We start from the raw sequence: 25,934 nt of genomic DNA on the forward strand, positions 1-25,934 counted from the left end.
ATTTTTACTTGTTATCATAACGTTCCTTGGCTTTTTGATAGGCTTCTTCCTGAGCCGCGTCGCGCTCGGGAATTTCAACTGATGGTTTCTTTCGCTGTTGCTCCGCTGGCTGATAGGATTTTGAACTTTGTATTCTTTTATGAGAAGCCGGCCGTGTTAAGGGTTTTTTCGGCTCATCACTCGGATTCTTTTTACTTTCTTTAGGGGCATTCGGATTGGCTGCCGCCCGTTTGGCCGCTAATTCAGCCTTTCGTTCTTCTTCCGCTTCGCGAACCCGTCGTTCAGCTTCTTCGATGGAAATATCCGGTTCGGGAATTTTCATCATAATAAACTGCTGGACAAAGGTAAAGATATTCTGAACGACCCAGTAAAGCGCGACCCCAGCCGGCATGGAAATGGAGATGTATCCAATCATAATCGGCATGGCATAAAGCATAATTTTCTGGGTTTTAGCATTGGGATCGTCCGGATTAGTGACCGGTTGTGCTGCCATCGTAAATTTCTGAGTGATAAAGGTAAATAAAGCAGCTAAGATCGGTAATACATAAATTGGATCCGGAACGCTCAAACTCTCCATCCATAAAAAGGACATGTCAATTCCGCTGATGGTTCCATTGACAAACACCCAGGTTTCCGGATGTAGTAAAGTCTGATAAAGCCCAATTAAAATTGGAAATTGCAATAAAAGTGGTAAACAACCACCGGCTGGATTAACCTTAAAGGTTTTGTATAGTTTTAAGGTTTCTTCATTTAATTTTTCTTTATTATTCTTGTATTTTTTATTAAGTTTCTGTAATTCCGGCTGAAGGCGTTGCATATCCTTCATGGATTTGGTTTGTTTAATATTAAGAGGCAGTAATAACACCTTCATAAATATTGTAAAAATGATGATTGATAATCCATAACTATGGACAATCCCATAAATCTGGAATAGCATCCAACCAAAGATCTGGTATAAAAACTCCATTCATTAACTCCTTAAGTTTTTCTCCCTAACGTTCTAAGGAAGGGGATCATATCCCCCGGGATTAAAAGGATGGCATCTAAGAATACGTTTTCCACCCAAATAGGATCCCTTTATGACACCGTATTTTTCAACGGCCAAAATAAAATATTCCGAACAAGTGGGACTGAAACGACAATTATTTCCTAATAACGGTGAAATAAATTTCTGATATCCCCTAACAATTAAAACTAGGAATTTCTTGAACATCCTATGGCCTCATGAGATTCTTCTTATAAAACAAATGTTTTAGCGATTTTTCCAAACTACTATATGGCACTTCTTTAATGGATTCCTTAGCAATTAGAATAATATCATAACCTTTTGAAAAAGAATCTTCATTAAGACGATATGCCTCTTTTATTCGTCTTTTTACCTTATTTCTAATCACAGCTTTTTTAGAAACTTTTTTGCTGACTATTATTCCCAAACGATTGGTATTCTCTTCGTTCTTGATATAATAGATTACAAAGACTTTGTTTCCGAACACATCCCCGGCATTAAAAACACGTTTAAATTCATTTTCCTTACTCAGGGACTCTATTTTTACCAAAGGAATTCTCCTTAATTTTTATTAAACAAAAGACCGCTTTTGAAAAACGGTCTACAAAGGATTATGCTGATAATTTTTCTCTTCCTTTTTGTCTTCTCTTCTTCAAAATAAGTCGACCGCTTTTGGCAGACATTCTTTTTCTGAAACCATGTTCTTTTTTACGTTGTCTAACTTTTGGTTGATAAGTTCTTTTCACTTCGACACCCCCTGACTAATACTTTATATTCATTTGTTTATAAGCTAATAAGACTTTTACCCTAGAATTATATAATCTCGCTTATTTTATGTCAAGTTATATTATCAAATCTGGGGCGTTTTCGCAAGCTTTATGTTTATTTTAATTATATTGAATGCCTCATCGCAATTTGTTATACTAGGTTTATCAACCGAAATGTGGATAAGTTCACTGAAATTGTCCAATTAATCCACAAATTTCGGGATTCTGTGGATTAATTGGGGATAACTTGTCGATATTTTTCAACTTTCCGTTTATTTTCGTCTTTTTTTGTTGGTAAAACTTTTTTAAGTTATCAACAATTATTCTTATAATTTGCTTGATTTATTTGGCTATTCACATTAAAATAGATTCTCTGTGCATAAGTTAATATTTTATCCACAATGACACGACTTAAATTTATTAGAAATTGGAGGTTCATTTAATGGACACTTCCTTTAAAAAAATATGGGATGCCGCACTTGAAATTATCAAACCGGATATTAGTCCAACCAGTTTTAACACCTGGTTCTTAAAAATAAAACCCATAAACTACGTCAACAATACCTACTATTTTTTATCAGAAAATGAATTCGAAAAAGGAATCCTGGAAAGTCGGCATATTCCTTTAATCACCAATGCTCTGGCCGAGGTTACCGGAAAAACCGGTCAAGTGAAAATCGTTTTAAAAGAAGAAGATGCGATGATCTCGCAAAATGACGCTTCACCACAGATCTCCATCACCAATGTAGAGGATAAAATATCCAACTATCAGAATAACTCAATGAATCCCAAGTATACCTTTGATAGTTTTGTTATTGGTGAAAACAACCGTTTCGCCCACGCCGCCTGTGTGGCTGTTTCCGAAGCACCATCAGAACGTTATAATCCACTCTTTATTTATGGTGGCGTTGGTCTGGGAAAAACCCACCTGATGCAGGCTATCGGACATTATATTTTATCTTATGCCCCCCATAAAAAAGTTGTTTACGTGTCTTGTGAAAAATTTACTAATGACTTTATCGATGCGATCCAGAATAAAACCAACATCTCTTTCCGCAATAAATACCGAAGTGCTGATATCCTTTTAATTGATGATATTCAATTTTTAGCTAAAAAAGAAGGAACCCAGGAAGAATTTTTCCATACCTTTAACACGCTTCACCAGGAAAATAAACAGATTGTTATCAGCAGTGACCGCCCCCCAAAAGAAATTCCAACCCTTGAAGAACGGCTCCGTTCCCGTTTTGAAAGCGGTCTGATCACTGATATTTATGCTCCGAATTTTGAAACTCGGATCGCCATCATTAGAAAAAAAGCCGAATCCTTCAGTGATGAGATCCCCAATGAGGTCCTGAGTTTTATCGCCGACAGTATCCATTCCAATATCCGGGAACTTGAAGGCGCCTTGACCACCGTATTCGCTTATTCAAAACTGCATAAAGTTCCGATTAATTTGGAGTCAGCTAAAAATGCCTTAAAAGATATCTTTAGAAAAAAAGAAGATATAGTCATTACCGGTGAATATATTAAGGAAGTCACCGCCAAATACTTCAATATTACGGTTGAAGATATGAATTCCAAAAAAAGAACCCGTTCCATTTCCCTGCCCCGTCAGGTGGCCATGTTTATTACCCGGGAAATAACAGATCTTTCCCTGCCCCGGATTGGCGAAGAATTTGGCGGCCGTGATCATTCCACGGTAATTCATGCCTGTCAGAAAATCGCTGAAGAAATGGAAACCAATACCGATTTTAAAAATCTGATTTTGCGAATTGAACGGGAAATCAACGGCAATTAACAACTAACATTCTTTGCCGGACGTATGAAGAGGTTATCCACAATTTATCCCCCGACTATTTTAGGTTTTTTTTGTACTATCAACTCATTTGCCGAGTTATTAACAGTATCAACACCCCCTACTACTAATACTATTAATTTAATCTATATATTTATATATAAAAAGCGGTTTCAAATTCAAAAAGGAGCGATTACTTATGAAATTCAATTGTTCAAAAGAAAGTTTAATGGCTGCGTTGTCCGTTGCTCAAAAAGCAGTTTCATCAAAAACAACAATGAAAATATTAGAGGGTATTCTATTTAGTGCCACTGATAATAAATTATTATTAAGAAGTACCGATTTGGAAATCGGTGTGGAAGTCACAATTCCGGCTGAAGTGGAAAGCGGTGGTGAGATCGTTTTAACCGCCTCCATCATTAGTGAGTTGATTCGGAAAATGTCTGGTTCTGATATTTTCTTTGAAAGTGATGAGCATCATCAAATAAAAATTGAGTGTCTATTATCTAATTTTACGTTAAAAGGGTTATCGGATGAAGAATTTCCGGACTTCCCGGAAGTGATCGACGACCATATTTTTACCATCGATGCGGCTGTTTTAAAAGAACTGATCAAAGGCACCTTATTTTCAGTTGCCACCAATGAGAATATTCCGGTTTTGACCGGCGTAAAAATAGAGCTTCATGATGATAACATCAATTTGATTGCCCTTGATGGCTATCGGTTGGCTCTCAGATCCGGGAAAATTAAAAATCCGGTAGCGGAAGACCTCAGTGTGATTATTCCTTCTAAATCCTTATCTGAAATAAATAAGGTGCTGGCCAGTTATAATGGTGATGTGATTGTTAAGTTTTCCAAAAATCAGATCTTTTTTGAGATGGATAATACCCAATTCACCTCCCGATTGCTGGAAGGAGACTTTATTAATTACAAACAGATTATTCCGGCTGAAAAAGCCACTCAGGTTAAGGTCAACCGTCGCCTGCTGCTGGAAAGCAGCGAACGGGCCGCATTGCTGGCCCGGGAAGGTAAAAATAATTTAATCAAAATGGATTTTAACCAGGATCAGCTGATTTTAACCTCCAATGCCGAAATCGGTGATGTTTTTGAAGTAATTCCGATTGAGAACCGCGGCGAGTCTCTAAAAATAGCTTTTAATTCGAAATTTTTAATTGAAGCTTTGCGGGTCATTGAAGGGGAAGAACTGATGATTGATATGACAACCTCAGTGGGGCCCGGCGTTTTACTTCCGACCGAAGGAAATGATTTTATCTATTTAATCCTGCCGGTTCGGATTGCTGAAGAAAATTAAATAATTAATTTAAAATAATGATTTAAAATAGTGAAGAAAACATCGATTTTAAAATAGCATTAAAAGTAGTTTAAAAGATCAGAATTATGTAAATGATTCGTTGAAATTTTAGACTATTTTTTATTTTTATGTTATAATAGTTTGATTCGTAGATAAATATATAAAAATTTAATCAATTTTGGCATAAATAAAGGGGATTCGTGTAATGCTCTTTCATTTTTGCCAAAAATATAATGCGCGGGGAAAAATATGCAAATAATTGAAATTAACACAGAGTTCATAAAAATTGATCAGCTGATAAAATATGCCGGCATTGTCGGCAATGGCAGTGATGTTAAATTTATGATTTTAGACGGCTTGATTCGGGTGAACGGGGAGTTGTGTACCCAGCGAAACAAAAAAATAAGAGATGGCGATCTGGTAGAAATTGAAGATTATGATACCCTGCAAGTAAAAGGGATCGGGAAACCATGTTTATCGAAGAATTAAAACTCATTCATTATCGCAATTATGAAAATGAATGCATCATTCCTCAAAGAGGAATCAATATTATCATGGGCGAAAATGCCCAGGGAAAAACAAATCTTATTGAAGCTATGTTTTTTTTATCCCGAGGTTACAGTCATCGTGCTTCAAATGTGGCAGAACTTGCCCAGTGGGATCATGATGATTTTTTTATGAATGCCCGGGTTGTCAGTGAAGGTGTCAAACATACCCTCTCGGCCAAGAGCCATCAGGGGAAACGTCAATTTTTACTGGATGGCAAGGTAAAAAAAAGAGATAAGATCAATGGGATTTTTAACACCATTCTCTTTGAACCGGATGATTTAAAAATTGTCAAAGAAGGGCCTGATAAAAGACGGCGGTTTCTTAATCAGGAAATTTCCGGTTTCCGGCCGGAGTACCATTATATTTTAAGAGATTACGAAAAAATATTGAATCAGAGAAATTCCCTGTTAAAAAATATTCATTATGAACCCAGTCTGATCACGACCCTGGATGTTTGGGATGAACAGCTTATTCAAACCGGGGTACGGTTAATGAATCACCGGATTCGCTATCTGCATCGACTTAACCGGGAAGCAAATAATCTGCATCAAATACTCAGTCTTGGAAAAGAAACTCTTTCATTATCCTATCTGAACAATATCATCGATTCTTTGGAAGAACTGTCAGAATTAAAAAATTTATACAAAAAACGGTTAGAATTCAGCCGGGAGGAAGAAATTTCACGGGGCTCCACGATTTATGGACCTCACGTGGACGACATGATCATTCAAATTAACGGAAAAGATGCCAGGCGCTATGGATCCCAAGGTCAGCAGCGTTCAGCTGCCATTTCCCTTAAATTGTCCCAAATAGAGATATATTATGATAACACCGGAGAATATCCAGTAGTCCTTTTGGACGATATCTTTTCGGAATTGGATGAACACCGCCGCAAAAGCATTCTCTCGCTTTTAAATAAAACCCAGGCCTTTATAACCTGTACTGAAGATATCTTAAACGATGGCGAAGGTGCCCCAAAAAACCGACACATCATTGAGATTGTTCAGGGCAAGGCCCAGGTAATCATTAAGGAATAATCATTAATAAACCATGAAAATCAGGAGGAAAACATGCCAGAAAACAAATCAGATAATTATACAGCTGATCAGATACAGGTCCTCGAAGGATTAGAGGCTGTTCAAAAAAGACCGGGAATGTATATCGGTAGCACCGGGTCCCGGGGCTTACACCATTTAGTTTATGAGGTGGTGGATAATAGTATTGACGAAGCCCTGGCCGGCTATTGTAAAAATATCAGTGTCACCATCCATCAGGACGATTCCATTACGGTTGTCGATGATGGCCGGGGAATTCCCACCGGGATGAACCATGCCCAGGGTAAAACCGGGGTTGAACTGGCCTTAACGGTTCTCCACGCCGGTGGTAAATTCGGCGGCGGCGGCTATAAGGTATCCGGTGGTCTGCATGGGGTTGGGGTATCGGTCGTTAATGCCCTATCGGAAAAACTGACCATCGAAGTCAAACAAAAAGGCCAGGTCTTTTTTCAAACCTATGAAAAAGGGAAACCAACCAGTGATCTGACTGTGACCGGCGCCACCAACCGCACCGGAACTACCGTTTATTTTAAACCTGATAAGGACATTTTTGACGAAACTGAATATGACTTTGATATTTTGGAGCATCGTTTAAGAGAATTGGCCTTCTTAAATAAAGGGGTTTCAATTAGTCTGGCAAATGAAAAAGAATCACCTAAACGGAAAGAAACATACTATTATACCGGTGGGATTCATTCTTATGTGGAATACATGAATCGGAATAAAGATCCACTGTATGATAAAATTACTTATTTTGAAAAAGAACAGGACGATTACTCACTGGAAATCGCCTTTCAATATACCACCGGTTATTCGGAAAATATTTTTTCTTATGCCAACAACATTAATACCCCGGAAGGGGGAACCCATCTTAATGGATTTAAGAGCGCGCTGACCCGGACGGTTAATACCTATGCACGTAAAAATGGCTTTTTAAAGGGAAATGATAAAAATCTCACCGGCGAGGATGCTCGGGAAGGTTTAACAGCGATTGTCAGCATCAAGCTGCTGGATCCGCAATTTGAGGGTCAGACTAAATCAAAACTGGGAAATACCGAAGTCAAGGGAATTGTTGAAACCATTGTTGGTGATCAGCTGTCAGCGCTGATGGAAGAAAACCCGGGTATTGCCAAAAGTATTATTGAAAAAACATTATCAGCAGCCCGAGCCCGGGAAGCCGCTAAAAAAGCCAGAGAATTTACACGCCGCAAAAGTGCCTTAGATTCCACTGCGCTACCAGGAAAGCTGGCGGATTGCCGGGAAAAAGATCCGGCTCTTTCAGAAATATATATCGTTGAAGGGGACTCGGCGGGTGGTTCGGCCAAATCCGGCCGAGACTCTAAAACCCAGGCGATCTTACCCCTGCGTGGTAAGATCCTGAACGTTGAAAAAGCCCGATTGGATCGGATTCTCACCACGGATTCCCTAAAATCAATGATCATTGCCTTTGGTACCGGAGTTGGGGATGAATTCAATGTTGAAAAATCACGTTATCATAAAATTATCATCATGACCGATGCCGATGTCGATGGAGCTCACATCAGAACCCTTTTACTGACCTTCTTTTACCGCTATATGCCAGGTCTGATTGAAGCTGGCTATGTTTATATCGCCCAGCCCCCACTCTATAAGATTACCCGGGGAAAACAGGTCGATTATGCCTACACCGACCGGGATCTGGAGAAGAAACTGGAAGGCGTGGAAGATCGCTCCCGGATCAATCTGCAACGATACAAAGGTCTTGGGGAAATGGATGCTCAGCAGCTCTGGGAAACCACCATGGATCCCAGTGTGCGAACCTTGCTTCAGGTCAATATAGAGGAAGCTTCCTATGCCGACGAAATCTTTACCATTCTGATGGGTGATAAGGTTCAGCCGCGTAAAGAGTTCATCGAACGGAATGCTAAAAAAGTTAAGAATTTGGATATCTAGTCAAGAAGGAGTAAATAATTAAATGGACGAAATAATTGAATTTGATCGGGTAAAATCGATTAATATTGAAGAAGAAATGAAAACTTCCTATATTGACTACGCCATGAGTGTTATTATAGGTAGAGCCTTACCAGATGTCCGGGATGGTTTAAAACCAGTTCATCGCCGGATCATTTATGCCATGAGCCAACTGGGCTTAACCCCGGATAAAACCTTTCGTAAATCAGCCCGTATTGTCGGGGATGTTTTAGGTAAGTATCACCCCCATGGCGATTCATCGGTCTATGATGCAATGGTGCGGATGGCCCAGGAATGGTCGATTCGTTATCTGATTGTTAATGGCCAGGGTAACTTTGGTTCGGTCGATGGTGACAGCGCTGCGGCGATGCGTTATACCGAAGCGAAAATGGGCAAAATAGCCGCCGAACTGCTGCGCGATATTAATAAGGAAACCGTGGACTTTGTTCCCAACTTTGATGAGTCGGAAACCGAACCTTCGGTGCTGCCATCTAAATACCCGAACCTTTTGGTTAATGGATCCTCGGGGATTGCCGTTGGGATGGCCACCAATATTCCACCCCATAATCTGGGTGAAATCATCGATGGTACCGTAGCCTTTATTGATGATCCGGAGATTACCATTGACGATCTGATGAAACATGTCAAAGGACCTGATTTCCCCACCGCCGGGATTATCCTTGGCAAATCTGGCATAAAAAGTGCTTATCGCACCGGCCGGGGCCGGATTAAGGTTCGTGGTAAGGTTGAGGTCGTAACTACCAAAAAAGGCAAGAAACAGATTGTGATTACTGAGATCCCCTATATGGTCAATAAATCCAAGCTGGTTGAAAAAATTGCCGAACTGGTTAAAGAGAAAAAAATCGAAGGAATTTCTGATTTAAGAGATGAATCTGACCTGAAAAAAGGGATGTCGATCATCATTGATTTAAAAAGGGATGCCAATGAAACCATTATTTTAAATCAATTATATAAACATACTCAGCTCCAGGAAACCTTTGGAGTAATTATGCTGGCTTTGGTCAATAATGAACCCAAGGTGCTTAATTTAAAAGAGATCCTCTTTCACTATATTGAACATCAAAAAGAAATCATCACCAGACGAACTATTTTTGATCTAAAAAAAGCCGAAGCTCGAGCGCACATTTTAGAGGGTTTAAAAATTGCCCTGGATCATATTGATGAGGTCATTAAGTTAATTAGAGCGGCTGCTGATGGAAAAGTCGCCAAAGAACAGTTAATTGAACGATTCAGCCTTTCTGAGATACAAGCTCAGGCGATTCTGGATATGCGTCTCCAGCGCTTAACCGGTCTGGAACGGGAAAAAATTGAAGAAGAATACCGGGAACTGATGCTTACCATCGCCAAATTAAAAGCTATTTTAGCTGATGGTCAGCTGGTTCTGAATATCATCAAAGAAGAACTGATCGAAATTAAAGAAAAATATGGCGATAAACGTCGCACCAATTTTGATATTGATGTCGAAGACTTTGAAATCGAAGACCTTATTGAAGAAGAAGAAGTGGTTATTACGATGACCCATATCGGCTATGTCAAGCGGATTACGGCTGATAATTATCGGTCACAAAAACGCGGTGGTAAAGGTATCACCGCCCTCAGCACGAGAGAGAATGACTTTGTCGAACACCTCTTTACGACGACCACCCATCACTATCTGATGTTCTTTACCAATCTTGGTAAGGTCTATCGTTTAAAAGCCTTTGAAATTCCTGAAGGTGGAAGAACTGCCAGAGGAACCGCCATTGTCAACCTCTTGCCATTGGAAGCAGGCGAACAGATTGCCACCATGATTCCGGTTAAAGAATTCACGGCGGATAAATACCTGATTATGGCAACCAAGCAGGGGATTATCAAGAAAACCGATTTAACTGAGTATGACACCTCCCGTAAAAATGGGATCATCGCCATTAACCTGCGTGAAGGGGATGAGCTGATCAATGTGCGGTTGGTTGAACAGGATGAAGAAATCGTCATGGGCACCCAGTGCGGTTATGCGATCCGTTTCAACTCAGAAGAAGTCCGACCGATCAGCCGAACTTCCATCGGCGTTCGCGGAATTGATCTGCGCGAAGATGATGTGGTCGTTGGGATGGATATTGTCAAAGAAGAACTGTTTGTCCTTTGCGTCAGCGAAAACGGCTATGGCAAACTCAGTGCTTCTGATTTATACCGTCCGCAGAAACGCGGCGGGAAGGGAGTCCAAACCTATAAGGTCACCAAGAAAACCGGTGAGCTGGTGGGCTTCTGCGTGATCAGCCGGGATGGCGAAATTATGATGATCAATAATCAGGGGGTCGTGATCAAGCTGGAAGGTAACGATATTACCGCCGTTGGCCGAAATACCCAGGGGGTCCGTCTGATGAAACTAAAACCTGAAGAATCCATTGCCACCATTTCTAAAGTTTATAAGGAGGATCCAGTGGATGATCTCGACGACGAAGGCGAAAATCAAATGACACGTGTTGACACCACTGAAAAAGAATAATGGACTCATTAATCCATATCGATCGCATTCAAGTCAATTGTACGGTCAATGATCAGTTTGATGCCATTGCTTTAGCAGCTAAACCGTTGCTTAAGCAAGGGTGCATCACTGAAGATTTTGTTGAAGCTGCCGTGGAAAGGGAAAGAACCTTTCCCACCGGCTTACCTACCAAAATAGGGGTGGCTCTGCCCCATACTGAAGCGAAATATGTATTAAAAGAAAGCATCTCCATTATTACCTTAAAAAATACCATCGTTTTTGCCGGCATGGGAAACCCCAAAGAAAGTATTCCGGTTCAGATAGTATTTTTATTGGCCATTAATAATCCTGAAAAACAACTCAGGATATTACAGACAATTATTACCATTATTCAAAATGAAAAAATGTTAAAAAAAATAAAAGCTGCAAAAGAACCGCAAGTCATTTACAATCTCATTAAGACCTTTTTATAATCAAATTACTGGAAGAAAAAGAAAGTGAATACCAATGAATATTAAAATAGCACCCTCCATGCTCAGTGCAGATTTTGCCAATCTGGAACGGGATCTAAAAGAAGTAGAAAAAAATGGCGCTGATTATCTCCATGTGGACATTATGGATGGTCATTTTGTACCCAATATCACCATGGGCCCGGATCAGCTGGCACAGTTGCGAAAGGTGGTCAAGATTCCTTTTGATGTCCATTTAATGATTACCGAACCACTTAAGTATATTGATCGGTTTGCTGATGCCGGTGCCGATATTATTACCGTTCATGTGGAATCGGATGGGGATATCCAGACGTGTCTTGACGCCATTGTCAAGAAAGGCGTCAAACCGGGATTGGTGGTGTCTCCAGATACCGATATAAATGTGATTGAACCATATCTTGATCAACTCAGTATGATTCTGATTATGTGTGTTTATCCCGGTTTTGGCGGACAAAGCTATATTCCGGCCAGTACCGAAAAAATAAAAGCCTGTCGTAAAATGATTGGTAACCGGAGCATTGATCTTCAGGTTGATGGCGGGATTAATTTTAATACCTTAAAAGAAGTGGTGGACGCCGGAGCAAATGTGATCGTTTCCGGATCCTGTTTATTTAAAGGCGATATGAAAGAAAATATAGGACAATTTAGAAAAATCATCCAGCGATAAATTCTCAAATTGAAAGAGGGAAAAACGATGAAACTTGTTTTAGTTGCGTGTGGAACAGCCCTGGCAACATCAACAGTGGTTGCCAAAAAGATTGAACAGATTGCTCAGGAAAATGGTATTGAGTGTCGGACAGTTCAAGCCAAAGCGGTTGATGCATTTAAAAAATATCAAGAATTACATCCGGATGCGATTGTGTGTACCTGTCAACTGGAAGGAAATATCGATATCCCGGTGATTAATGGCCGTGCTTTTTTAACGGGAATTAATCTCCAGAGTACGATTGATCAGTTGATTGAGATATTGAAAAAATAAAATCAGGAATGGCTGACTTGGCTCATCGATCCAAGTCAGTCATTCACATAAAAATGTTTTTAGGTTGACAATTATATTGCTGATATTGTAAAATTAAAATATTAAGAGGGAGTAGTTGTTATACAAAGTCAACATGCTGGTGAGTGATCGCCTGGCTTTGTAGCCAATTCTGGTAGCGAGACTTTTAGCGTAGTCCATTTGCGGGTGGATTATGCTAAGAGTCTTTTTATTTGGAAGAAGGTTTGCTGCTTAAATACGCTTGGAAGGAAAGAGAAATGTATTTGAATTTTGTCGCGTTTTTAGTTGCTGTCGGGGCGGTGGTACTGGCTGAAATGGGGGACAAGACCCAACTGTTAGCGATGGCCTTTGCCACCAAGTATAAGGCTTCCAAGGTAATGATCGGGGTTTTTATTGCCACGGTATTTAACCATGCCCTGGCGGTGGCAGTGGGAAATTATATTACCCGCTTTGATGGCGCCCAGATCTGGATTCAGGGAATTGCTTCGCTGTCATTTATTTTTTTTGGATTATGGACCATCAGAGGAGATAAGCTTAATGGTGAGGAAAATAGGGCGACTAAATTCGGCCCGATTATCACCGTTACGATCGCCTTTTTTATCGCTGAAATGGGTGATAAAACCCAGCTGGCGACGATTGCGCTGGCCACCAAATTTCCCGAGAATGCCATTGGCGTTTTGGTGGGAACGACTACCGGGATGTTGATTGCCGATGCCATTGGAATTATCATCGGGGTGGTTCTATGTAAAAAAATACCTGAGCGGACGGTTAAGTTGGTATCCGCCGGGGCTTTTATGTTATTTGGATTTATTGGCACCTATCAGGTAGCCACCCAGCAGCTCCATTGGGAAATAGGAACGATTATCATCGTAATGATTGGTCTTTTGCTCATGACTGGTGGCGCATCCTATTATCTGGTTAAAAAAGATCGGGAAGAAGCTGGAAAAGAAGATGATCCGTCATGTCTATGCAAAAAGGATGAGATCGAAGCCAAAGAGGATCAAGACAATTAAAAAAAGTGCGGCTCTGTTTAAATAAAAAAACAGAGCCGCGCTTTTTTGTTGTTAAGCTATTGAAACGATCAGAAATACTTATTTCGATATTAGGGAGTTTTAATGTAAGCCAAGTCCGGCGACAATCTCATCAATACCGGTGAGGATATAGTTAGGACGGTAGGGGAAATCTTTAACCGTTTCACGGGTGGATACACCGCTGAGAACCAGAAAGGTGGTTAGTCCGGATTCGATCCCGGCGATAATATCAGTATCCATGCGGTCGCCGATAATCAGGGCATCGTCGCTATGAACCCCCAGTCGTTTAATACCGGTACGCATCATCAGCGGGTTGGGTTTGCCAACGTAATAGGCTTCCTTACCGGTGGCCAGTTCGATCGGAGCGACGAAGGCCCGACAGGCCGGCACAATGCCGTCTTCGGTGGGGCCGGTTAAATCTGGGTTGGTGGCAATGAGTTTAGCGCCTTTTTGAATCAGCTTCACGGCGCGGAGGACAGAGTCATAATTATAAGAGCGGGTTTCACCAAAAACAACGTAGTCCGGATCCACATCATTCATGGTAATCTCGACATCATAAAGGGCATTCACCAGTCCCGGTTCACCAATGACATAAGCCGAACAGCCAGGGGATTGATCTTTTAAAAATTTAGCGGTCGCCAGGGCGCTGGTATAAAAATGGCTTTCATCAATATCCAGTCCCAACCGCGCCAGCTTTTCTTTTAGTTCAATGGGTGAACGTTCGCTGGAATTGGTCAGGAAAAGAAAGTTCTTATCTTCAGCATAAAGCCAGTTGACAAATTCTTTTACGCCCGGTAGCAGTCGATTCCCGTGGTAGATAACACCGTCCATATCGCAAATAAAGCCTTTTTTATCTTTAATTAATGCTAATAATTCTTCATTCATTTTTTTACCTCCAATTGATTTTCAGTTATTTACATTATTATACCCTATTCTAGCGAGATTCATCTTAAAAATTAGGTTAATTTATGTAAAAAGATGTAAATAAATGTAAAAATTTGATTTAAATCAGGAATAGCAAAATTTTTTCGTTTTCGCGTAAGTATTTGCACGGGCAACTGTGATAAACTCAAAGAACAGGAAAATACTATTTCAGGAAGGCAAAGGAAGTCAAATGGAGACAATCTTAAAAAATTATGATGATATGCGTGTTATGCGGATGATTAAAAAACAGCTGATTAATTGTGAAGCGACGCTGGAACTGCTCCGCAAAGAATATGAGGAAAAAGACGATCAGCTTTTGGCACTGGGGATTAAAAAAGAAGTGACCAACCGTTCGGTTGACGAAGAGGAAGTTGGTTCCCTGACAGCCCGACTGGAAGCTTTGAAAAAAGAAATCCAGGAAATTGAAGAAGATAAGAGTAAAATGGCGGCCTTCAATGCCTACACCCGACGCTAGCTGAATCCGGATTTAAACCAGGGCTTGACTTTAGCGATGTGATGTAATAAAATACAGAACAGCAAGAGATAAATAGTAGCACAAAATGGGGTACACCACCGAAAGGGTGTAATCGCGTTTTGTGCTTTTTTTGCGTTTAAAATAGCCAAGGAGAAAAGTGAAATGAAAGTTAATGGAAAAGAAATGACCCTGGGTAACAATCAGAGCCTATTACAATTTTTGGAAGTCAATCAGTTTGATGTGGCTACCCTGGCGGTGGCCAGAAATGGGGAAATCGTCCCGAAAGCGACCTATGATGTGGTGATGCTCGGTGAGGAGGATATCCTCGAAGTGGTTCGTTTTGTGGGTGGGGGTTGATCGTCACTGGGCAACTGAACACCGGTAATAATTGTTCGAATGAGATGTTTTATAAATAACAATAATAAAGTCACAAAGGAGAAAAAATGACAGATCAATTAGTAATTGGCGGACACCCTTTTAATTCCCGGTTTATCTTGGGGTCGGGAAAGTTTTCACTGGAAATTGTGAAGGCGGTGGTTGAGAATGGCGGCGCAGAAATGGTAACCCTGGCGCTACGGCGGGCCAATCTGGGGGGCGAAGAAAATATTCTGGATTATATCCCCCCAAATGTTACACTACTGCCCAATACCTCTGGAGCCAGAACGGCTGAGGAAGCAGTTAAAATCGCCCGGCTGGCGCGGGAAATCAATTGCGGGAACTTTGTCAAGGTCGAAGTTATCAGGGATTCCAAATATCTGTTTCCCGATAACTACGAAACCATTAAAGCCACAGAGATCCTGGCCAAAGACGGTTTTGTCGTGATGCCCTATATGTACCCGGATTTAAACGTAGCCCGGGATTTAGTCAGTGCCGGAGCGGCGGCGGTAATGCCGCTGGCTTCGCCGATTGGCAGCAACAAGGGACTAAGCACCCGGGATTTTATTGAGATTCTGGTCAATGAAATCGCGGTTCCGATTATTGTCGATGCTGGCATCGGGCGGCCATCTCAGGCCTGTGAGGCGATGGAAATGGGGGTCGATGCAGTGATGTGCAATACAGCGGTGGCCACGGCCAAAAACATTCCACTGATGGCCAGGGCCTTTGGTCAGGCGATTGAATCGGGCCGAAATGCCTATCTGGCCGGACTCGGCCGGGTCTTAACTCAGGCGGAAGCATCCAGTCCCTTAACCGGATTTTTGGAGGATTAGAATGGCAACGATGCGAACAGATCCGATGAACTATCAACCCGGGATGGAGATTATCGCTTCGGATATTCTGGATAAGGTCTTAACAAATGTGGATAACTATGACTATTCCAAGGTGTCAGCTCGGGATGTGGAAGCGGCTTTGAAAAAAGATCATTTATCAATAGAAGACTATGGAGCCTTATTATCACCGGCAGCGACACCATATTTAGAAGAAATGGCAAAAAAAGCTAATATAGAAACCAGAAAACATTTTGGCAACAGCATTGGTCTGTTTACCCCTCTTTATATTGCCAATTACTGTGAAAATAACTGTGTATACTGTGGATTTAATTGTAAAAATAAAATCCGTCGGGGCAAGCTTAGTCTGGCTGAAATGGAGAGAGAACTGGAAGCCATTGCCAGAACCGGATTAAAAGAGATTTTGATTCTAACCGGAGAATCCCGGCATCATTCCGGGGTGGAATATATCGGGGCCGGGGTTAAGCTGGCGGCAGCGTACTTTTCCACCGTGGGGATTGAAATCTATCCCCTGAATGTCGATGAATATGCTTATCTTAAAAAATGTGGGGCAGATTTTGTCTCCGTCTATCAGGAAACCTATAATATCAGTAAATATGAACAGGTTCACTTAAGTGGTTCCAAGCGGGTCTTTCCCTATCGCTTTGATTCCCAGGAGCGGGCCCTGATGGGGGGAATGCGGGGGGTATCCTTCGGGGCGTTGCTGGGCTTGGGTGACTTCAGAAAAGACGCCTTTGCCACCGGACTGCATGCTCTGTATATTCAGCAAAAATATCCCCATGCTGAAATCGGCTTTTCCACCCCCCGGCTCAGACCGTATATTAATAATGCCGATAACAATCCCAACGACGTCCATGAGAAACAGTTGCTGCAGGTGATGCTGGCCTACCGCTTGCTGATGCCCTTTGCGGGGATCACCATTTCAACCCGGGAACGGGCCGGTTTTCGGGATCATGTCATCGGGATGGTGGCCACAAAAATATCCGCCGGCGTCAGCGTTGGGGTGGGTGGTCATGATCAGGAAGATAAAGGCGATGAACAATTTGAGATTTCTGATCCCCGCAGCGTCAGCGAGGTGCATCAGATGATTTTAAACCGGGGGCTCCAGCCGGTATATCGTGACTACATTTGGGTATAAAGCTAACCAATTGGCGGTTTTCTTTTTCCCCAAATATGATAGACTATAAACAACAAGAATGAAGGAGCCTATTATGCTGATTTGTATAACTAACCAGAAATTGTGCCAGGATGATTTTTTGAATCGTATCAGTGAAATTGCCAGCGGCAAACCCCATGCCATTATGCTACGAGAAAAAGAACTGGGTGAACCAGACTATCAGGAGCTGGCTAGCAAAGTGAAAGAAATCTGTGAAAATCATCAGGTGAACCTGATCATCAATCATAATCTGGAAACGGCGGAGCGATTAAAGGTGGATGCTGTTCAGGTGTCGATTGACGATCTCCGAAAAAAGGGTGAAGCAATCAAAAATTTTGAACAGGTTGGGGTGTCGGTTCACTCGGTGGAACAGGCCTGCGAAGCCGAAGCATGGGGAGCCAATTATTTAATTGCCGGTCATGTTTTTCCCACTGACTGCAAAAATGGCCTGCCAGCCCGGGGACTGCGTTTTCTCAAAGAAGTATACGACTCCGTCAGCATCCCGGTTTTTGCCATCGGCGGTATCAGCGAAGTCAATTACAAAATTGCCTTGATGGCCGGTGCCAAAGGGGTCTGCATCATGAGCGAAGCGATGACCACCGATCACCCGGAAACCCTGACGCAGCGATTTGTTTTTTAGTAAGTTGTTTTTAATCCAGCCATAACAATTGAAGAGGATCGGTTTTAAATAAAAAAAGGGATATGGCTTAGCCATTATCCCTTTTTGATTGTTCCATAAAAGCCAGCAGTTCGTCTTCGCCAAGTGGTTTGGCATAGTAGAAGCCCTGGGCGATATGGCAACTATTTTTGAGTAAAAAGTCAATCTGTTCTGGGGTCTCGACCCCTTCGGCAATGACCTGGAGATTGAAATTGCCAGCCAGTTCAATGATAACCTTGGCAATGGTGCCGTTATCAAGATGGGGAATTCCTTTAATAAAGGAGCGGTCGATTTTGATCTTATCTACGGCAAATTTTTTCAGGTAGCTCAGGGAGGAGTAACCCGTTCCAAAATCGTCAATGGAGACCTGGATCCCCATCCCGTGGAATTCGCTGATGATGGATTCACATTCATCCTCATTGTCCATCAAGATCCCTTCAGTAATTTCCAGCTCCAGCAGCTCTGGTGGCAGCTTGGTTCGGGTCAAAATGGATTGGATCAGTTCACCGATATACGGGGCCTTAAACTGGAGCATCGACAGATTAACCGCAATCGGGGTTTGATAACCCAGGGCAGCCAGTTTGTTCCCGAATTCGCAGGCGTTTTCCAGCACCCATTCACCAAGGGGGATAATCAGATTCGATGCTTCAGCAATGGCAATAAAGCTTCCCGGGGGAACCATACCATTGGGGCTGTTCCAGCGGATTAAGGCCTCCAGACCAATGATCTGATTGGTGGTCATATCGACCTGGGGCTGGTAGTGGAGAATAAACTCCTGGTTGTTCAGGGCATTTCGCAGTTTGTTTTGCATCTCATATTTTTGAATCGAGAGGCTGTTGATTTCCTTGTCATAAAACTCAAAACGGCGGCCTTTATTGGCTTTCACATTATTCAGAGCTGAAGCGGCGGTTTTTAGAAGTTTGGCATAATGGTTGGCATCACTGGGGTAGAGACTGATCCCGATGCTGACGTCAATGATAAGTTCTTCAGCATTAATGGCAATCTGTCTTTCAAGCTCCTTGCTCAAGTCCAGAATATACTCATATAAATCTTCATTGGAAGAAACATGGGCTTTCAGAATGCCAAACTCGTCATTACCCAAACGGGCCAGCACATCCTGATCGCTGATCAGATTTTTAAGCCGATTGGCCAGGGCAATCAGAACCTTATTGCCGAAATCAAAGCCTTTTGCCTCATTGATAATTCTGAAATTATCAATGTTGATCAGGATCAGGGCATGGCTGCCGGCATTGTCGGTGTCTCCGCTGATGAGTTCCACTCCCGATTCATCCAAAAATACCTTGTTGTTCAGTTTAGTCAGATGATCAAAATATTTCAGATAGTAAATATCTTTTTCTATTTGCTTATGGGCCGTGAGATTGGTGATATTACCGATATAATAATCAGTACCGCCATTTTGCACCTTGCTGATCTGCAGAAAAAGAAACAGGGTCTCCTCGGAATTTTGAGCATATTCAATTTCACCGGACCAGACCGGATTCATTTGCAAGCTGTCAATCAAGGGTTGATCGATCAGAATATTTTTTTCTGATAAGTTCAGTACCGGGATTTCCGCTTCCGGAATACCGATCATCCGGGAAAAGGCGGCGTTGTGGTAGATACAGAAAAAACTGTCATTCAGGATAAAAATACCTTCATCAGTGCCGGACAATAATTCCAGGATCATTTCCAGCTGGGATTGCACGCCCCGGCGTTTGTCAATTTCTTCGTTCAGAGCCTCATTGTTGGTTTGGACTTCTTCAATATATTGGGTGATCCGGTGACTCATCATTTTCAGCCCCCGTGATAAAATACCGATCTCATCCTCGCGACTATAAAGCGCATCTGGCAGATTGATTTCCTGATCTTCCTGGCTGAAGGTTTCGACCGAGTCCGAAATGGTCACAATCGGTTCGGAAATAAGCCGGGTCATCCGTTTGATAAACAGAGCGATCAAAAAAAGCAGCGCCAGTGAAATAAAGAAGAGGCTGAAGATAAACTGGTTCAACGGAGCCAGGACTTCGGAGCGGGGTATGACGGTGGCCACAATCCAGTTGGATGACTGGGTCGGCACATAGGCAATATATTTGGCATTATTCCCCAGGCTGTATTCAATGACGCCGCTGTCACCGGAGGTGATCTGGCTCATATAGGGTTCGAGATAGGCATAGGGGTCAGTTTGCTCAACAGTTGCAACCTGATGATCATCAGGATGGTAAAAAATACTACCATCTTTATTAATCAACAGGGTGTAACCATTAGTACCGACCTGATAGGTTTTCATCAGCTCAGAAATATCCGATACCAGTAAATCAATGCCCATGGCGCCAATCACGTTGTTATTTTTGAGGATCGGGGTAGTGATGGAAACCACCATCTTTTCGGTGACAAGATCAATATAGGGACTGGTGACCGTTACGCCCCGGGATTTCAAGGTTTCAATATACCAGAGCCGCTTGTTCAGGTCATAATCTGGTTTGGGATCAAACTCGGGGGTCGAAGAAATCAGATCGTTGGACTTGGTGATGCCGAGGTAAGCCAATGAAATATTAGGATCGGAAGCCTTAATCGCCTGGAGTTCCTGGGTTATCACATTGAAGAGCGGATGCTGCCGTTTTTCCGCCCGGGTATTAAGGGCTTCGGTAATTGCCTGATAATCCTGGTTGGTTTTCATCTGTTCGACGATGACAACATTTTTTTCAATAAACTTGTCAATTTCGGTGGCAATCTGTTGAGCATCCTGGGATAATGCTTCCTTACTGTTGGCCTCAAAAAAATCACCCAGCATTTGGATGGAAATGATTCCATAAACGGCAAAGGCAACAAAAATAAATCCGATAACAATTGTTCCAATCCGTCGGATCAGGCTTTTTTTAAACCACTGCACTGGCGTCCATCCTTTCTCTGAAGGTTCTGTCAAAATAAAATATGTTAGTTTTAGCTTGCTTTTTCATGTTCCTATTATAAACGAAAAAGATCATAAAGAAAAATAATTTTTAATGTATTGACAGTAATATATCAATTATGTTAAAGTTTAATCAATTAAATTATGAAGTCTTCAGGGCAGGGATAGTTTCCCTACCGGTGGTATAGCCCACGAGCCGCAAGGTATGATTCGGTGTAATTCCGAGGCCGACAGTTAAAGTCTGGATGAAAGAAGATAATAAAGTTTTGCATGTTGTTTTGCATATATCTTTGTTTATTTAGCTCTGAAATGGTAATCATTTCAGAGCTTTTTTTATACAAAGAATAAGTAAATCTGTAAATAAACCCTTTGCCCTGAATGAATGTTCAGGGTATTTTTCTTTTTTGAGAGAGGAGAACGTGTGGAAAATCATCAAAAATATATGGATCTGGCCATCGACCTGGCGAAAAAAGGCCGCGGCCAGGTAAATCCAAATCCCCTGGTGGGAGCGGTGATCGTCAAGGATGATGTGATTATCGGCAGCGGCTATCACGAAAAGTATGGTGGGCTACATGCCGAACGCCAGGCTCTGGCGGCCTGTACCCAGTCGGCGGCCGGGGCAACCCTTTATGTAAACCTGGAACCCTGCTGTCATCATGGCAAAACGCCGCCATGTACCGAGGCCATCATTGAAAATAAAATCAGCCGGGTGGTCATTGGATCCGTCGATCCCAATCCGCAAGTCAGCGGTAAGGGGATCGAAATTCTGAAACAGCAGGGCATCAAGGTGATAACCGGAGTGCGGGAAGAGGCGTGTCAGGAGCTGAACAACGTTTTTTTTCACTATATCAAAACGAAAACCCCTTATGTGTTAATGAAATACGCCATGACCCTGGATGGCAAAATTGCCACCCACACCGGGAAATCTAAATGGATTACCGGGGAGGAGGCCAGGCAGGCAGTCCAGCAGACCCGCAGTGAAGTTACCGGAATTATGGTAGGAGTCAACACCATTTTACAGGACGATCCCCAACTGACCTGCCGGATTGAAGGCGGCAAAAACCCCAGCCGGATTATCTGCGATACCCATTTGCGGACCCCGCTGACAGCCCAGGTCGTGGCAACGGCCCGGAAAATACCAACCTATCTGGCCACCTGCTCTCGCGATCAGAACAAAATAAAGCGGTTTGAAATCATGGGCTGCAAAATTTTAACTGTTCCACCAGCCGGGGACCATCTTGATCTCCGGGAACTGATGACGCAATTGGGGCAGGAAGGGATTGACAGTATTCTGCTGGAAGGCGGCGGCACCCTGAACTTCAGTGCTTTAAAAAGTGGCATTGTCAATCAGCTGCAGGTTTACCTGGCCCCCAAAATATTTGGCGGTGCCGCAGCCAAAACACCGGTGGAAGGCCCGGGGTTGGAAGATCCAGGAGAGGCCTTCCAGTTTACGGACCGAAAAATAAAAATATTCGGGGATGATATCTGCCTTGAGTATGTGAAGAGGTAAAACATGTTTACAGGAATTATCGAAGAAGTTGGCAAAATCACGGCGGTCATCAAGGGGCAACGGTCTTCCCAGCTATGGGTTCAGGGAGCGGTCATCATCGACGATTTAAAACTGGGCGACAGCGTGGCGGTGAATGGGGTGTGCCTGACGGTGTCCCAGCTCAGTGGCAATAAGTGGATGGCCGACGTGATGAGCGAAACTCTGAACCGCAGCAATCTGGGCGACCTAAAAGGCGGCTCAGCTGTCAATCTGGAACGAGCCATGCCCGCCAATGGTCGTTTCGGGGGACATATCGTGGCCGGTCATATTGACGGCACCGGTCATATTGTTCAAATCACCAAAGATGATAACGCCGTGATCTTTGAGATTAAGGCACCGCCGAAAATACTCCGCTACATCATCGAAAAAGGCTCCATTGCCATTGATGGAATCAGCTTAACGGTGATCGAAATAACCGCCGACAGCTTTAAGGTGTCCATCATTCCCCATACGGTTAAGCAGACGATTCTGGGCATCAAGAAGGCTGGCGATCCGGTCAATCTGGAAAACGACCTGGTCGGCAAATACATCGAAAAGCTGTTGTTGAATCCAGCCCCAAAAATGGAAAAATCCGCTGGTTTGACCATTGATTTTCTGACCGAGGCCGGGTTTTAAGAAAAAAATAAAAAAATAATATAATTAAAATAAGAGAGGGTACTATGTTTAAATTTAATACCATTGAAGAAGCACTGGAAGATTTACGAGCCGGTAAAATTATCATCGTGACCGATGATGATGACCGCGAAAACGAGGGCGATTTTGTCTGTGCGGCGGAATTTGCCACCACCGAAAACGTCAACTTTATGGCCGTTTATGGCAAAGGGCTGATCTGTATGCCGATGAGCGAAAAACTGGTCAAAAAATTAGCCGTTCCCCAAATGGTCACGGATAATACCGACAACCACTGTACTGCTTTTACCGTATCCATCGACCACGTCGATACCACTACTGGCATTTCCGCGGCAGAACGTTCGGTTACCGCCATCAAGTGTGTCGATGACAATGCCAGACCCGAAGATTTTCGCCGACCCGGCCATATGTTTCCGCTGGTCGCCCGGGAAAACGGAGTGCTGGAAAGAAACGGCCATACCGAGGCCACCGTTGATCTGGTTAAACTGGCCGGGCTGAAAGAATGTGGTCTGTGCTGCGAAATTATGCGGGAAGACGGTAACATGATGCGGACCCCGGAATTGATTGAGTTTGCCCAGACCCATCAGATGAAATTTATCACCATCAAGGATCTCCAGGACTATCGCAAACAAAATGAAAAACTGGTCGATTGTGTAACGATCACCAAAATGCCCACCAAATACGGTGATTTTATGGCCTATGGTTATGTCAATAAGCTTAACGGCGAACATCATGTGGCCCTGGTTAAGGGCGATGTCAGCGGTGATAGCCCGGTCCTGTGTCGGGTTCATTCTGAATGTTTAACCGGCGACGCCTTTGGTTCGATCCGCTGTGATTGTGGTGATCAGTTTGGGGCCGCAATGACGGCCATTGAAAAAGAAGGTCGGGGTGTGCTGCTCTACATGCGTCAGGAAGGCCGGGGCATTGGTCTGATCAACAAATTAAAAGCCTATGCGCTTCAGGATATGGGGATGGATACGGTTCAGGCCAATATTGAACTGGGCTTCCCGGAAGATCTGCGGGAATATTATATCGGCGCCCAGATTTTAAGCGACCTGGGGATAAAACAGCTGCGGTTGCTAACCAATAACCCAAAAAAAATGGACGGGCTGTCAGAATTCGGGCTGGAAATGGTGGAGCGGGTTCCCATTCAAATGGAAGCATCTAGCCATGACTTGTTTTATTTAAAAACCAAACAGGAAAAAATGGGCCATATTTTAAATTATAACTAAAAGGAGAAGCAAGATGAATGTATATGAAGGAAAATTAGTATCAAAGGGAATTAAAGTGGGGATTGTAGTGGCACGGTTTAATGAGTTTATTGGATCGAAGCTGCTGGGTGGAGCCATTGATGGCTTGAAGCGTCATGATGTGAAAGAAGAGGACATTGACGTAGCCTGGGTACCGGGGGCCTTTGAGATTCCGCTGATTGCGGCCAAAATGGCCAAGCTGGGAAAATATGATGCCGTCATTTGCCTGGGGGCCGTGATCCGCGGTTCGACCACCCATTATGATTATGTCTGCAGCGAGGTCTCAAAGGGTGTCGCCCATGTCTCCCTGCAGTCAGAAATACCAGTGATCTTCGGGGTGCTGACCACCGAAAACATTGAACAGGCCATCGAACGGGCTGGCACCAAGGCTGGTAATAAAGGCTACGACTGTGCTCTGACGGCGATTGAAATGGTCAATCTGATTAACGAAATAGCAAATTAAAAAACAGCGGGCCGGTGATTTCCGGCCCGCTGTTTTAGATAAAAGTTAAGCTAATTCGTCAAGGCTGACCACGCCATTTTGAAGCGCCAGTTCCTTAAGATCTTGATATTGTCCAGCGACGCTGACATAGAAGTAGGGGTTCACATAAAAAATACCAAGAATCCCAAAGGTAAAGCCATTGAGTAAAAACCAGCCCAAAAAGCTCAAGGACATCATAAAAATTTCGCCCTTGTGGCCTTGGGTCATCCGCATCGAAATTTTAACAGCTTCAGTAGCTGGCACATTGGGGTATTCAGCTAAAATATAAGGGGTGAATGAATAGGCAATCGCCTTGATAATACCGGGTACCACAAATAGCAGGGACCAGAGAAAAATAAATAATTCCATCCACAGCATCCCCCCCAGTTTTCGTCCAAAATCGGAAAAGCCGGTTTTAAACATGTCTTCAATGGTCGGGGCGGGCAGTTCACCGCGATAAATCCACAGCGAAAAAAACTGCAAGCCAACCATCATCGGTGCCCAGACAATCAGACCGCCCAGACCGCCGACAAAGGATGTCACCCCGGAAGCGGCACCAATCACCACAAAGGCCAATAACGTGGCGCCGACGCAGACCCAATAATTCTCAGAAAAGCTCTGCTTGGCAAGCGCTTTGATTTCCTGTCTCGTTTTCATAAAAATCTCCTTTTGTAATTTTTTATAATCAACAATAAAAATGCCGGCTGAAAAATCACCCAGCACCTCTATTGGTATTAAAAAGTCAAGATTCCCAGGTTACAAAATAAACGCCGTCGGCTCTTTTTTGTCCTTTGCCCAGTTCGGAATGTCTTAAAACACTGAGCTCCGCACTGACTTCCTCGGGGGTCAGACCAAATTTTTCAACAAACTGGGGAACGGTGACCCCATTATTGGCGACAATGTATTCATAGAATTCTTTTTGGCGAGGAGTCAGCCCCTGGGTTCCGGTGTGGCCGGACCGCTGGCGATCAAGCTTGGCGCTATGAACCGCACTGGGGTCACAGGTTTGCACCAGTTTATGCTGGCCTAAGGCACAGTCATCACAAAAAATCTTACCTTTAACTTCATAGATATCGTCGTCTTCAAGTTCAGTACCGCAGGAAAAACATTTTTGCATAAGAAGCTCCTTTGTATAAAAAAGTAATGAATCATTTGATTGAAACGCTTAAGAAAAGTTTGGTAATTTCTTAAGAATCTTTGTATATAATATCACGACTTACGGCAAGAAGAAAGTGAAAGTTG

Annotated in this window: 27 protein-coding genes and 1 riboswitch; of the genes, 19 read left to right on the plus strand and 8 right to left on the minus strand. The window is 42.9% G+C overall.

Annotated features, from left to right (window positions below; all coding sequences use genetic code 11):
- Window positions 1-4: 4 nt before the first annotated feature.
- The 4 genes from ABGU93_RS11335 to rpmH form a co-directional block, all read right to left on the minus strand.
- Complete coding sequence (locus tag ABGU93_RS11335; RefSeq protein ID WP_347413561.1) at window positions 5-967, minus strand: YidC/Oxa1 family membrane protein insertase; 963 nt, start codon at window positions 965-967, stop codon at window positions 5-7.
- Between the two features lie 33 nt (window positions 968-1,000).
- On the minus strand, window positions 1,001-1,213 hold the full coding sequence (yidD, locus tag ABGU93_RS11340; protein ID WP_026394914.1) for a membrane protein insertion efficiency factor YidD: 213 nt from the start codon (window positions 1,211-1,213) through the stop codon (window positions 1,001-1,003).
- Between the two features lies 1 nt (window position 1,214).
- Window positions 1,215-1,556, minus strand: a complete 342-nt coding sequence (gene rnpA / locus ABGU93_RS11345; RefSeq protein ID WP_347413562.1) for a ribonuclease P protein component — start codon at window positions 1,554-1,556, stop codon at window positions 1,215-1,217.
- 61 nt (window positions 1,557-1,617) lie between these two features.
- Entirely contained in the window at window positions 1,618-1,752 is a 135-nt protein-coding gene (gene rpmH / locus ABGU93_RS11350) for a 50S ribosomal protein L34 (protein WP_041669680.1), read from the minus strand.
- Window positions 1,753-2,215: 463 nt separating this feature from the next.
- Here rpmH and dnaA point away from each other — a divergent pair, with 463 nt between their 5' ends.
- The 10 genes from dnaA (at window position 2,216) to ABGU93_RS11400 (ending at window position 13,420) form a co-directional block, all read left to right on the plus strand.
- A complete protein-coding gene (gene dnaA, locus ABGU93_RS11355; protein WP_347413563.1) occupies window positions 2,216-3,571 on the plus strand; it encodes a chromosomal replication initiator protein DnaA in 1,356 nt (451 codons plus the stop codon).
- Between the two features lie 196 nt (window positions 3,572-3,767).
- Window positions 3,768-4,880 carry a DNA polymerase III subunit beta gene (gene dnaN, locus ABGU93_RS11360; RefSeq protein WP_347413564.1) on the plus strand — a complete coding sequence of 371 codons (1,113 nt, stop codon included), beginning with the start codon at window positions 3,768-3,770 and terminating at the stop codon, window positions 4,878-4,880.
- A gap of 249 nt (window positions 4,881-5,129) precedes the next feature.
- Complete coding sequence (locus tag ABGU93_RS11365; protein ID WP_347413565.1) at window positions 5,130-5,369, plus strand: RNA-binding S4 domain-containing protein; 240 nt, start codon at window positions 5,130-5,132, stop codon at window positions 5,367-5,369.
- Complete coding sequence (gene recF, locus ABGU93_RS11370; RefSeq protein ID WP_347413566.1) at window positions 5,351-6,466, plus strand: DNA replication/repair protein RecF; 1,116 nt, start codon at window positions 5,351-5,353, stop codon at window positions 6,464-6,466. Before ABGU93_RS11365 ends, recF begins: the two co-directional genes overlap by 19 nt.
- A 33-nt stretch (window positions 6,467-6,499) precedes the next feature.
- A complete protein-coding gene (gene gyrB, locus ABGU93_RS11375) occupies window positions 6,500-8,416 on the plus strand; it encodes a DNA topoisomerase (ATP-hydrolyzing) subunit B (protein WP_347413567.1) in 1,917 nt (638 codons plus the stop codon).
- A 22-nt stretch (window positions 8,417-8,438) separates the two neighbouring features.
- The gene (gene gyrA, locus ABGU93_RS11380) at window positions 8,439-10,940 is read left to right on the plus strand and encodes a DNA gyrase subunit A (protein WP_347413568.1); all 2,502 of its coding nucleotides are present in this window, start codon (window positions 8,439-8,441) and stop codon (window positions 10,938-10,940) included.
- Complete coding sequence (locus ABGU93_RS11385; RefSeq protein WP_347413569.1) at window positions 10,940-11,392, plus strand: PTS sugar transporter subunit IIA; 453 nt, start codon at window positions 10,940-10,942, stop codon at window positions 11,390-11,392. The genes gyrA and ABGU93_RS11385 overlap by 1 nt, the downstream gene beginning before the upstream one ends.
- Window positions 11,393-11,426: 34 nt before the next feature.
- Entirely contained in the window at window positions 11,427-12,077 is a 651-nt protein-coding gene (gene rpe, locus ABGU93_RS11390) for a ribulose-phosphate 3-epimerase (protein WP_347413570.1), read from the plus strand.
- Window positions 12,078-12,104: 27 nt separating this feature from the next.
- Window positions 12,105-12,389 carry a PTS sugar transporter subunit IIB gene (locus ABGU93_RS11395; RefSeq protein ID WP_347413571.1) on the plus strand — a complete coding sequence of 95 codons (285 nt, stop codon included), beginning with the start codon at window positions 12,105-12,107 and terminating at the stop codon, window positions 12,387-12,389.
- 275 nt (window positions 12,390-12,664) lie between these two features.
- Window positions 12,665-13,420, plus strand: a complete 756-nt coding sequence (locus ABGU93_RS11400) for a TMEM165/GDT1 family protein (protein ID WP_347413572.1) — start codon at window positions 12,665-12,667, stop codon at window positions 13,418-13,420.
- Window positions 13,421-13,519: 99 nt separating this feature from the next.
- Here the strand turns inward: ABGU93_RS11400 and ABGU93_RS11405 are convergent, their stop codons facing one another.
- Complete coding sequence (locus ABGU93_RS11405) at window positions 13,520-14,323, minus strand: HAD-IIA family hydrolase (protein ID WP_347413573.1); 804 nt, start codon at window positions 14,321-14,323, stop codon at window positions 13,520-13,522.
- Window positions 14,324-14,552: 229 nt separating this feature from the next.
- Here ABGU93_RS11405 and ABGU93_RS11410 point away from each other — a divergent pair, with 229 nt between their 5' ends.
- The 5 genes from ABGU93_RS11410 (at window position 14,553) to ABGU93_RS11430 (ending at window position 17,859) form a co-directional block, all read left to right on the plus strand.
- Complete coding sequence (locus ABGU93_RS11410) at window positions 14,553-14,837, plus strand: hypothetical protein (protein ID WP_347413574.1); 285 nt, start codon at window positions 14,553-14,555, stop codon at window positions 14,835-14,837.
- A gap of 162 nt (window positions 14,838-14,999) precedes the next feature.
- Window positions 15,000-15,194, plus strand: a complete 195-nt coding sequence (gene thiS / locus ABGU93_RS11415) for a sulfur carrier protein ThiS (protein ID WP_347413575.1) — start codon at window positions 15,000-15,002, stop codon at window positions 15,192-15,194.
- Between the two features lie 86 nt (window positions 15,195-15,280).
- Window positions 15,281-16,045, plus strand: coding sequence for a thiazole synthase (locus ABGU93_RS11420; protein ID WP_347413576.1), 765 nt, complete (start codon window positions 15,281-15,283; stop codon window positions 16,043-16,045).
- 1 nt (window position 16,046) lies between these two features.
- Complete coding sequence (thiH, locus tag ABGU93_RS11425; RefSeq protein WP_347413577.1) at window positions 16,047-17,201, plus strand: 2-iminoacetate synthase ThiH; 1,155 nt, start codon at window positions 16,047-16,049, stop codon at window positions 17,199-17,201.
- 73 nt (window positions 17,202-17,274) lie between these two features.
- The gene (locus ABGU93_RS11430) at window positions 17,275-17,859 is read left to right on the plus strand and encodes a thiamine phosphate synthase (RefSeq protein ID WP_347413578.1); all 585 of its coding nucleotides are present in this window, start codon (window positions 17,275-17,277) and stop codon (window positions 17,857-17,859) included.
- Window positions 17,860-17,926: 67 nt separating this feature from the next.
- Here the strand turns inward: ABGU93_RS11430 and ABGU93_RS11435 are convergent, their stop codons facing one another.
- Window positions 17,927-20,764: an EAL domain-containing protein gene (locus tag ABGU93_RS11435; RefSeq protein ID WP_347413579.1), complete on the minus strand. Its 2,838-nt coding sequence runs from the start codon at window positions 20,762-20,764 to the stop codon at window positions 17,927-17,929.
- Window positions 20,765-20,927: 163 nt separating this feature from the next.
- Window positions 20,928-21,043: riboswitch (FMN riboswitch) on the plus strand.
- A gap of 181 nt (window positions 21,044-21,224) precedes the next feature.
- Here ABGU93_RS11435 and ribD point away from each other — a divergent pair.
- The 4 genes from ribD to ribE are packed head-to-tail and all read left to right on the plus strand — an operon-like array spanning window position 21,225 to window position 24,674.
- Entirely contained in the window at window positions 21,225-22,292 is a 1,068-nt protein-coding gene (gene ribD / locus ABGU93_RS11440; RefSeq protein WP_347413601.1) for a bifunctional diaminohydroxyphosphoribosylaminopyrimidine deaminase/5-amino-6-(5-phosphoribosylamino)uracil reductase RibD, read from the plus strand.
- Window positions 22,293-22,295: 3 nt separating this feature from the next.
- On the plus strand, window positions 22,296-22,946 hold the full coding sequence (locus tag ABGU93_RS11445; protein ID WP_347413580.1) for a riboflavin synthase: 651 nt from the start codon (window positions 22,296-22,298) through the stop codon (window positions 22,944-22,946).
- Between the two features lie 44 nt (window positions 22,947-22,990).
- Complete coding sequence (locus ABGU93_RS11450; protein ID WP_347413581.1) at window positions 22,991-24,193, plus strand: bifunctional 3,4-dihydroxy-2-butanone-4-phosphate synthase/GTP cyclohydrolase II; 1,203 nt, start codon at window positions 22,991-22,993, stop codon at window positions 24,191-24,193.
- Window positions 24,194-24,206: 13 nt separating this feature from the next.
- Entirely contained in the window at window positions 24,207-24,674 is a 468-nt protein-coding gene (gene ribE / locus ABGU93_RS11455) for a 6,7-dimethyl-8-ribityllumazine synthase (protein ID WP_026395627.1), read from the plus strand.
- A gap of 45 nt (window positions 24,675-24,719) precedes the next feature.
- Here ribE and ABGU93_RS11460 read toward each other — a convergent pair whose 3' ends face one another.
- A complete protein-coding gene (locus tag ABGU93_RS11460) occupies window positions 24,720-25,349 on the minus strand; it encodes a DUF975 family protein (RefSeq protein WP_347413582.1) in 630 nt (209 codons plus the stop codon).
- An 85-nt stretch (window positions 25,350-25,434) separates the two neighbouring features.
- Window positions 25,435-25,809, minus strand: a complete 375-nt coding sequence (locus ABGU93_RS11465) for an LIM domain-containing protein (RefSeq protein ID WP_186894701.1) — start codon at window positions 25,807-25,809, stop codon at window positions 25,435-25,437.
- Window positions 25,810-25,934 lie beyond the last annotated feature (125 nt).

This window comes from Acetobacterium sp., from assembly GCF_039830195.1.
Lineage (GTDB): Bacteria > Bacillota > Clostridia > Eubacteriales > Eubacteriaceae > Acetobacterium.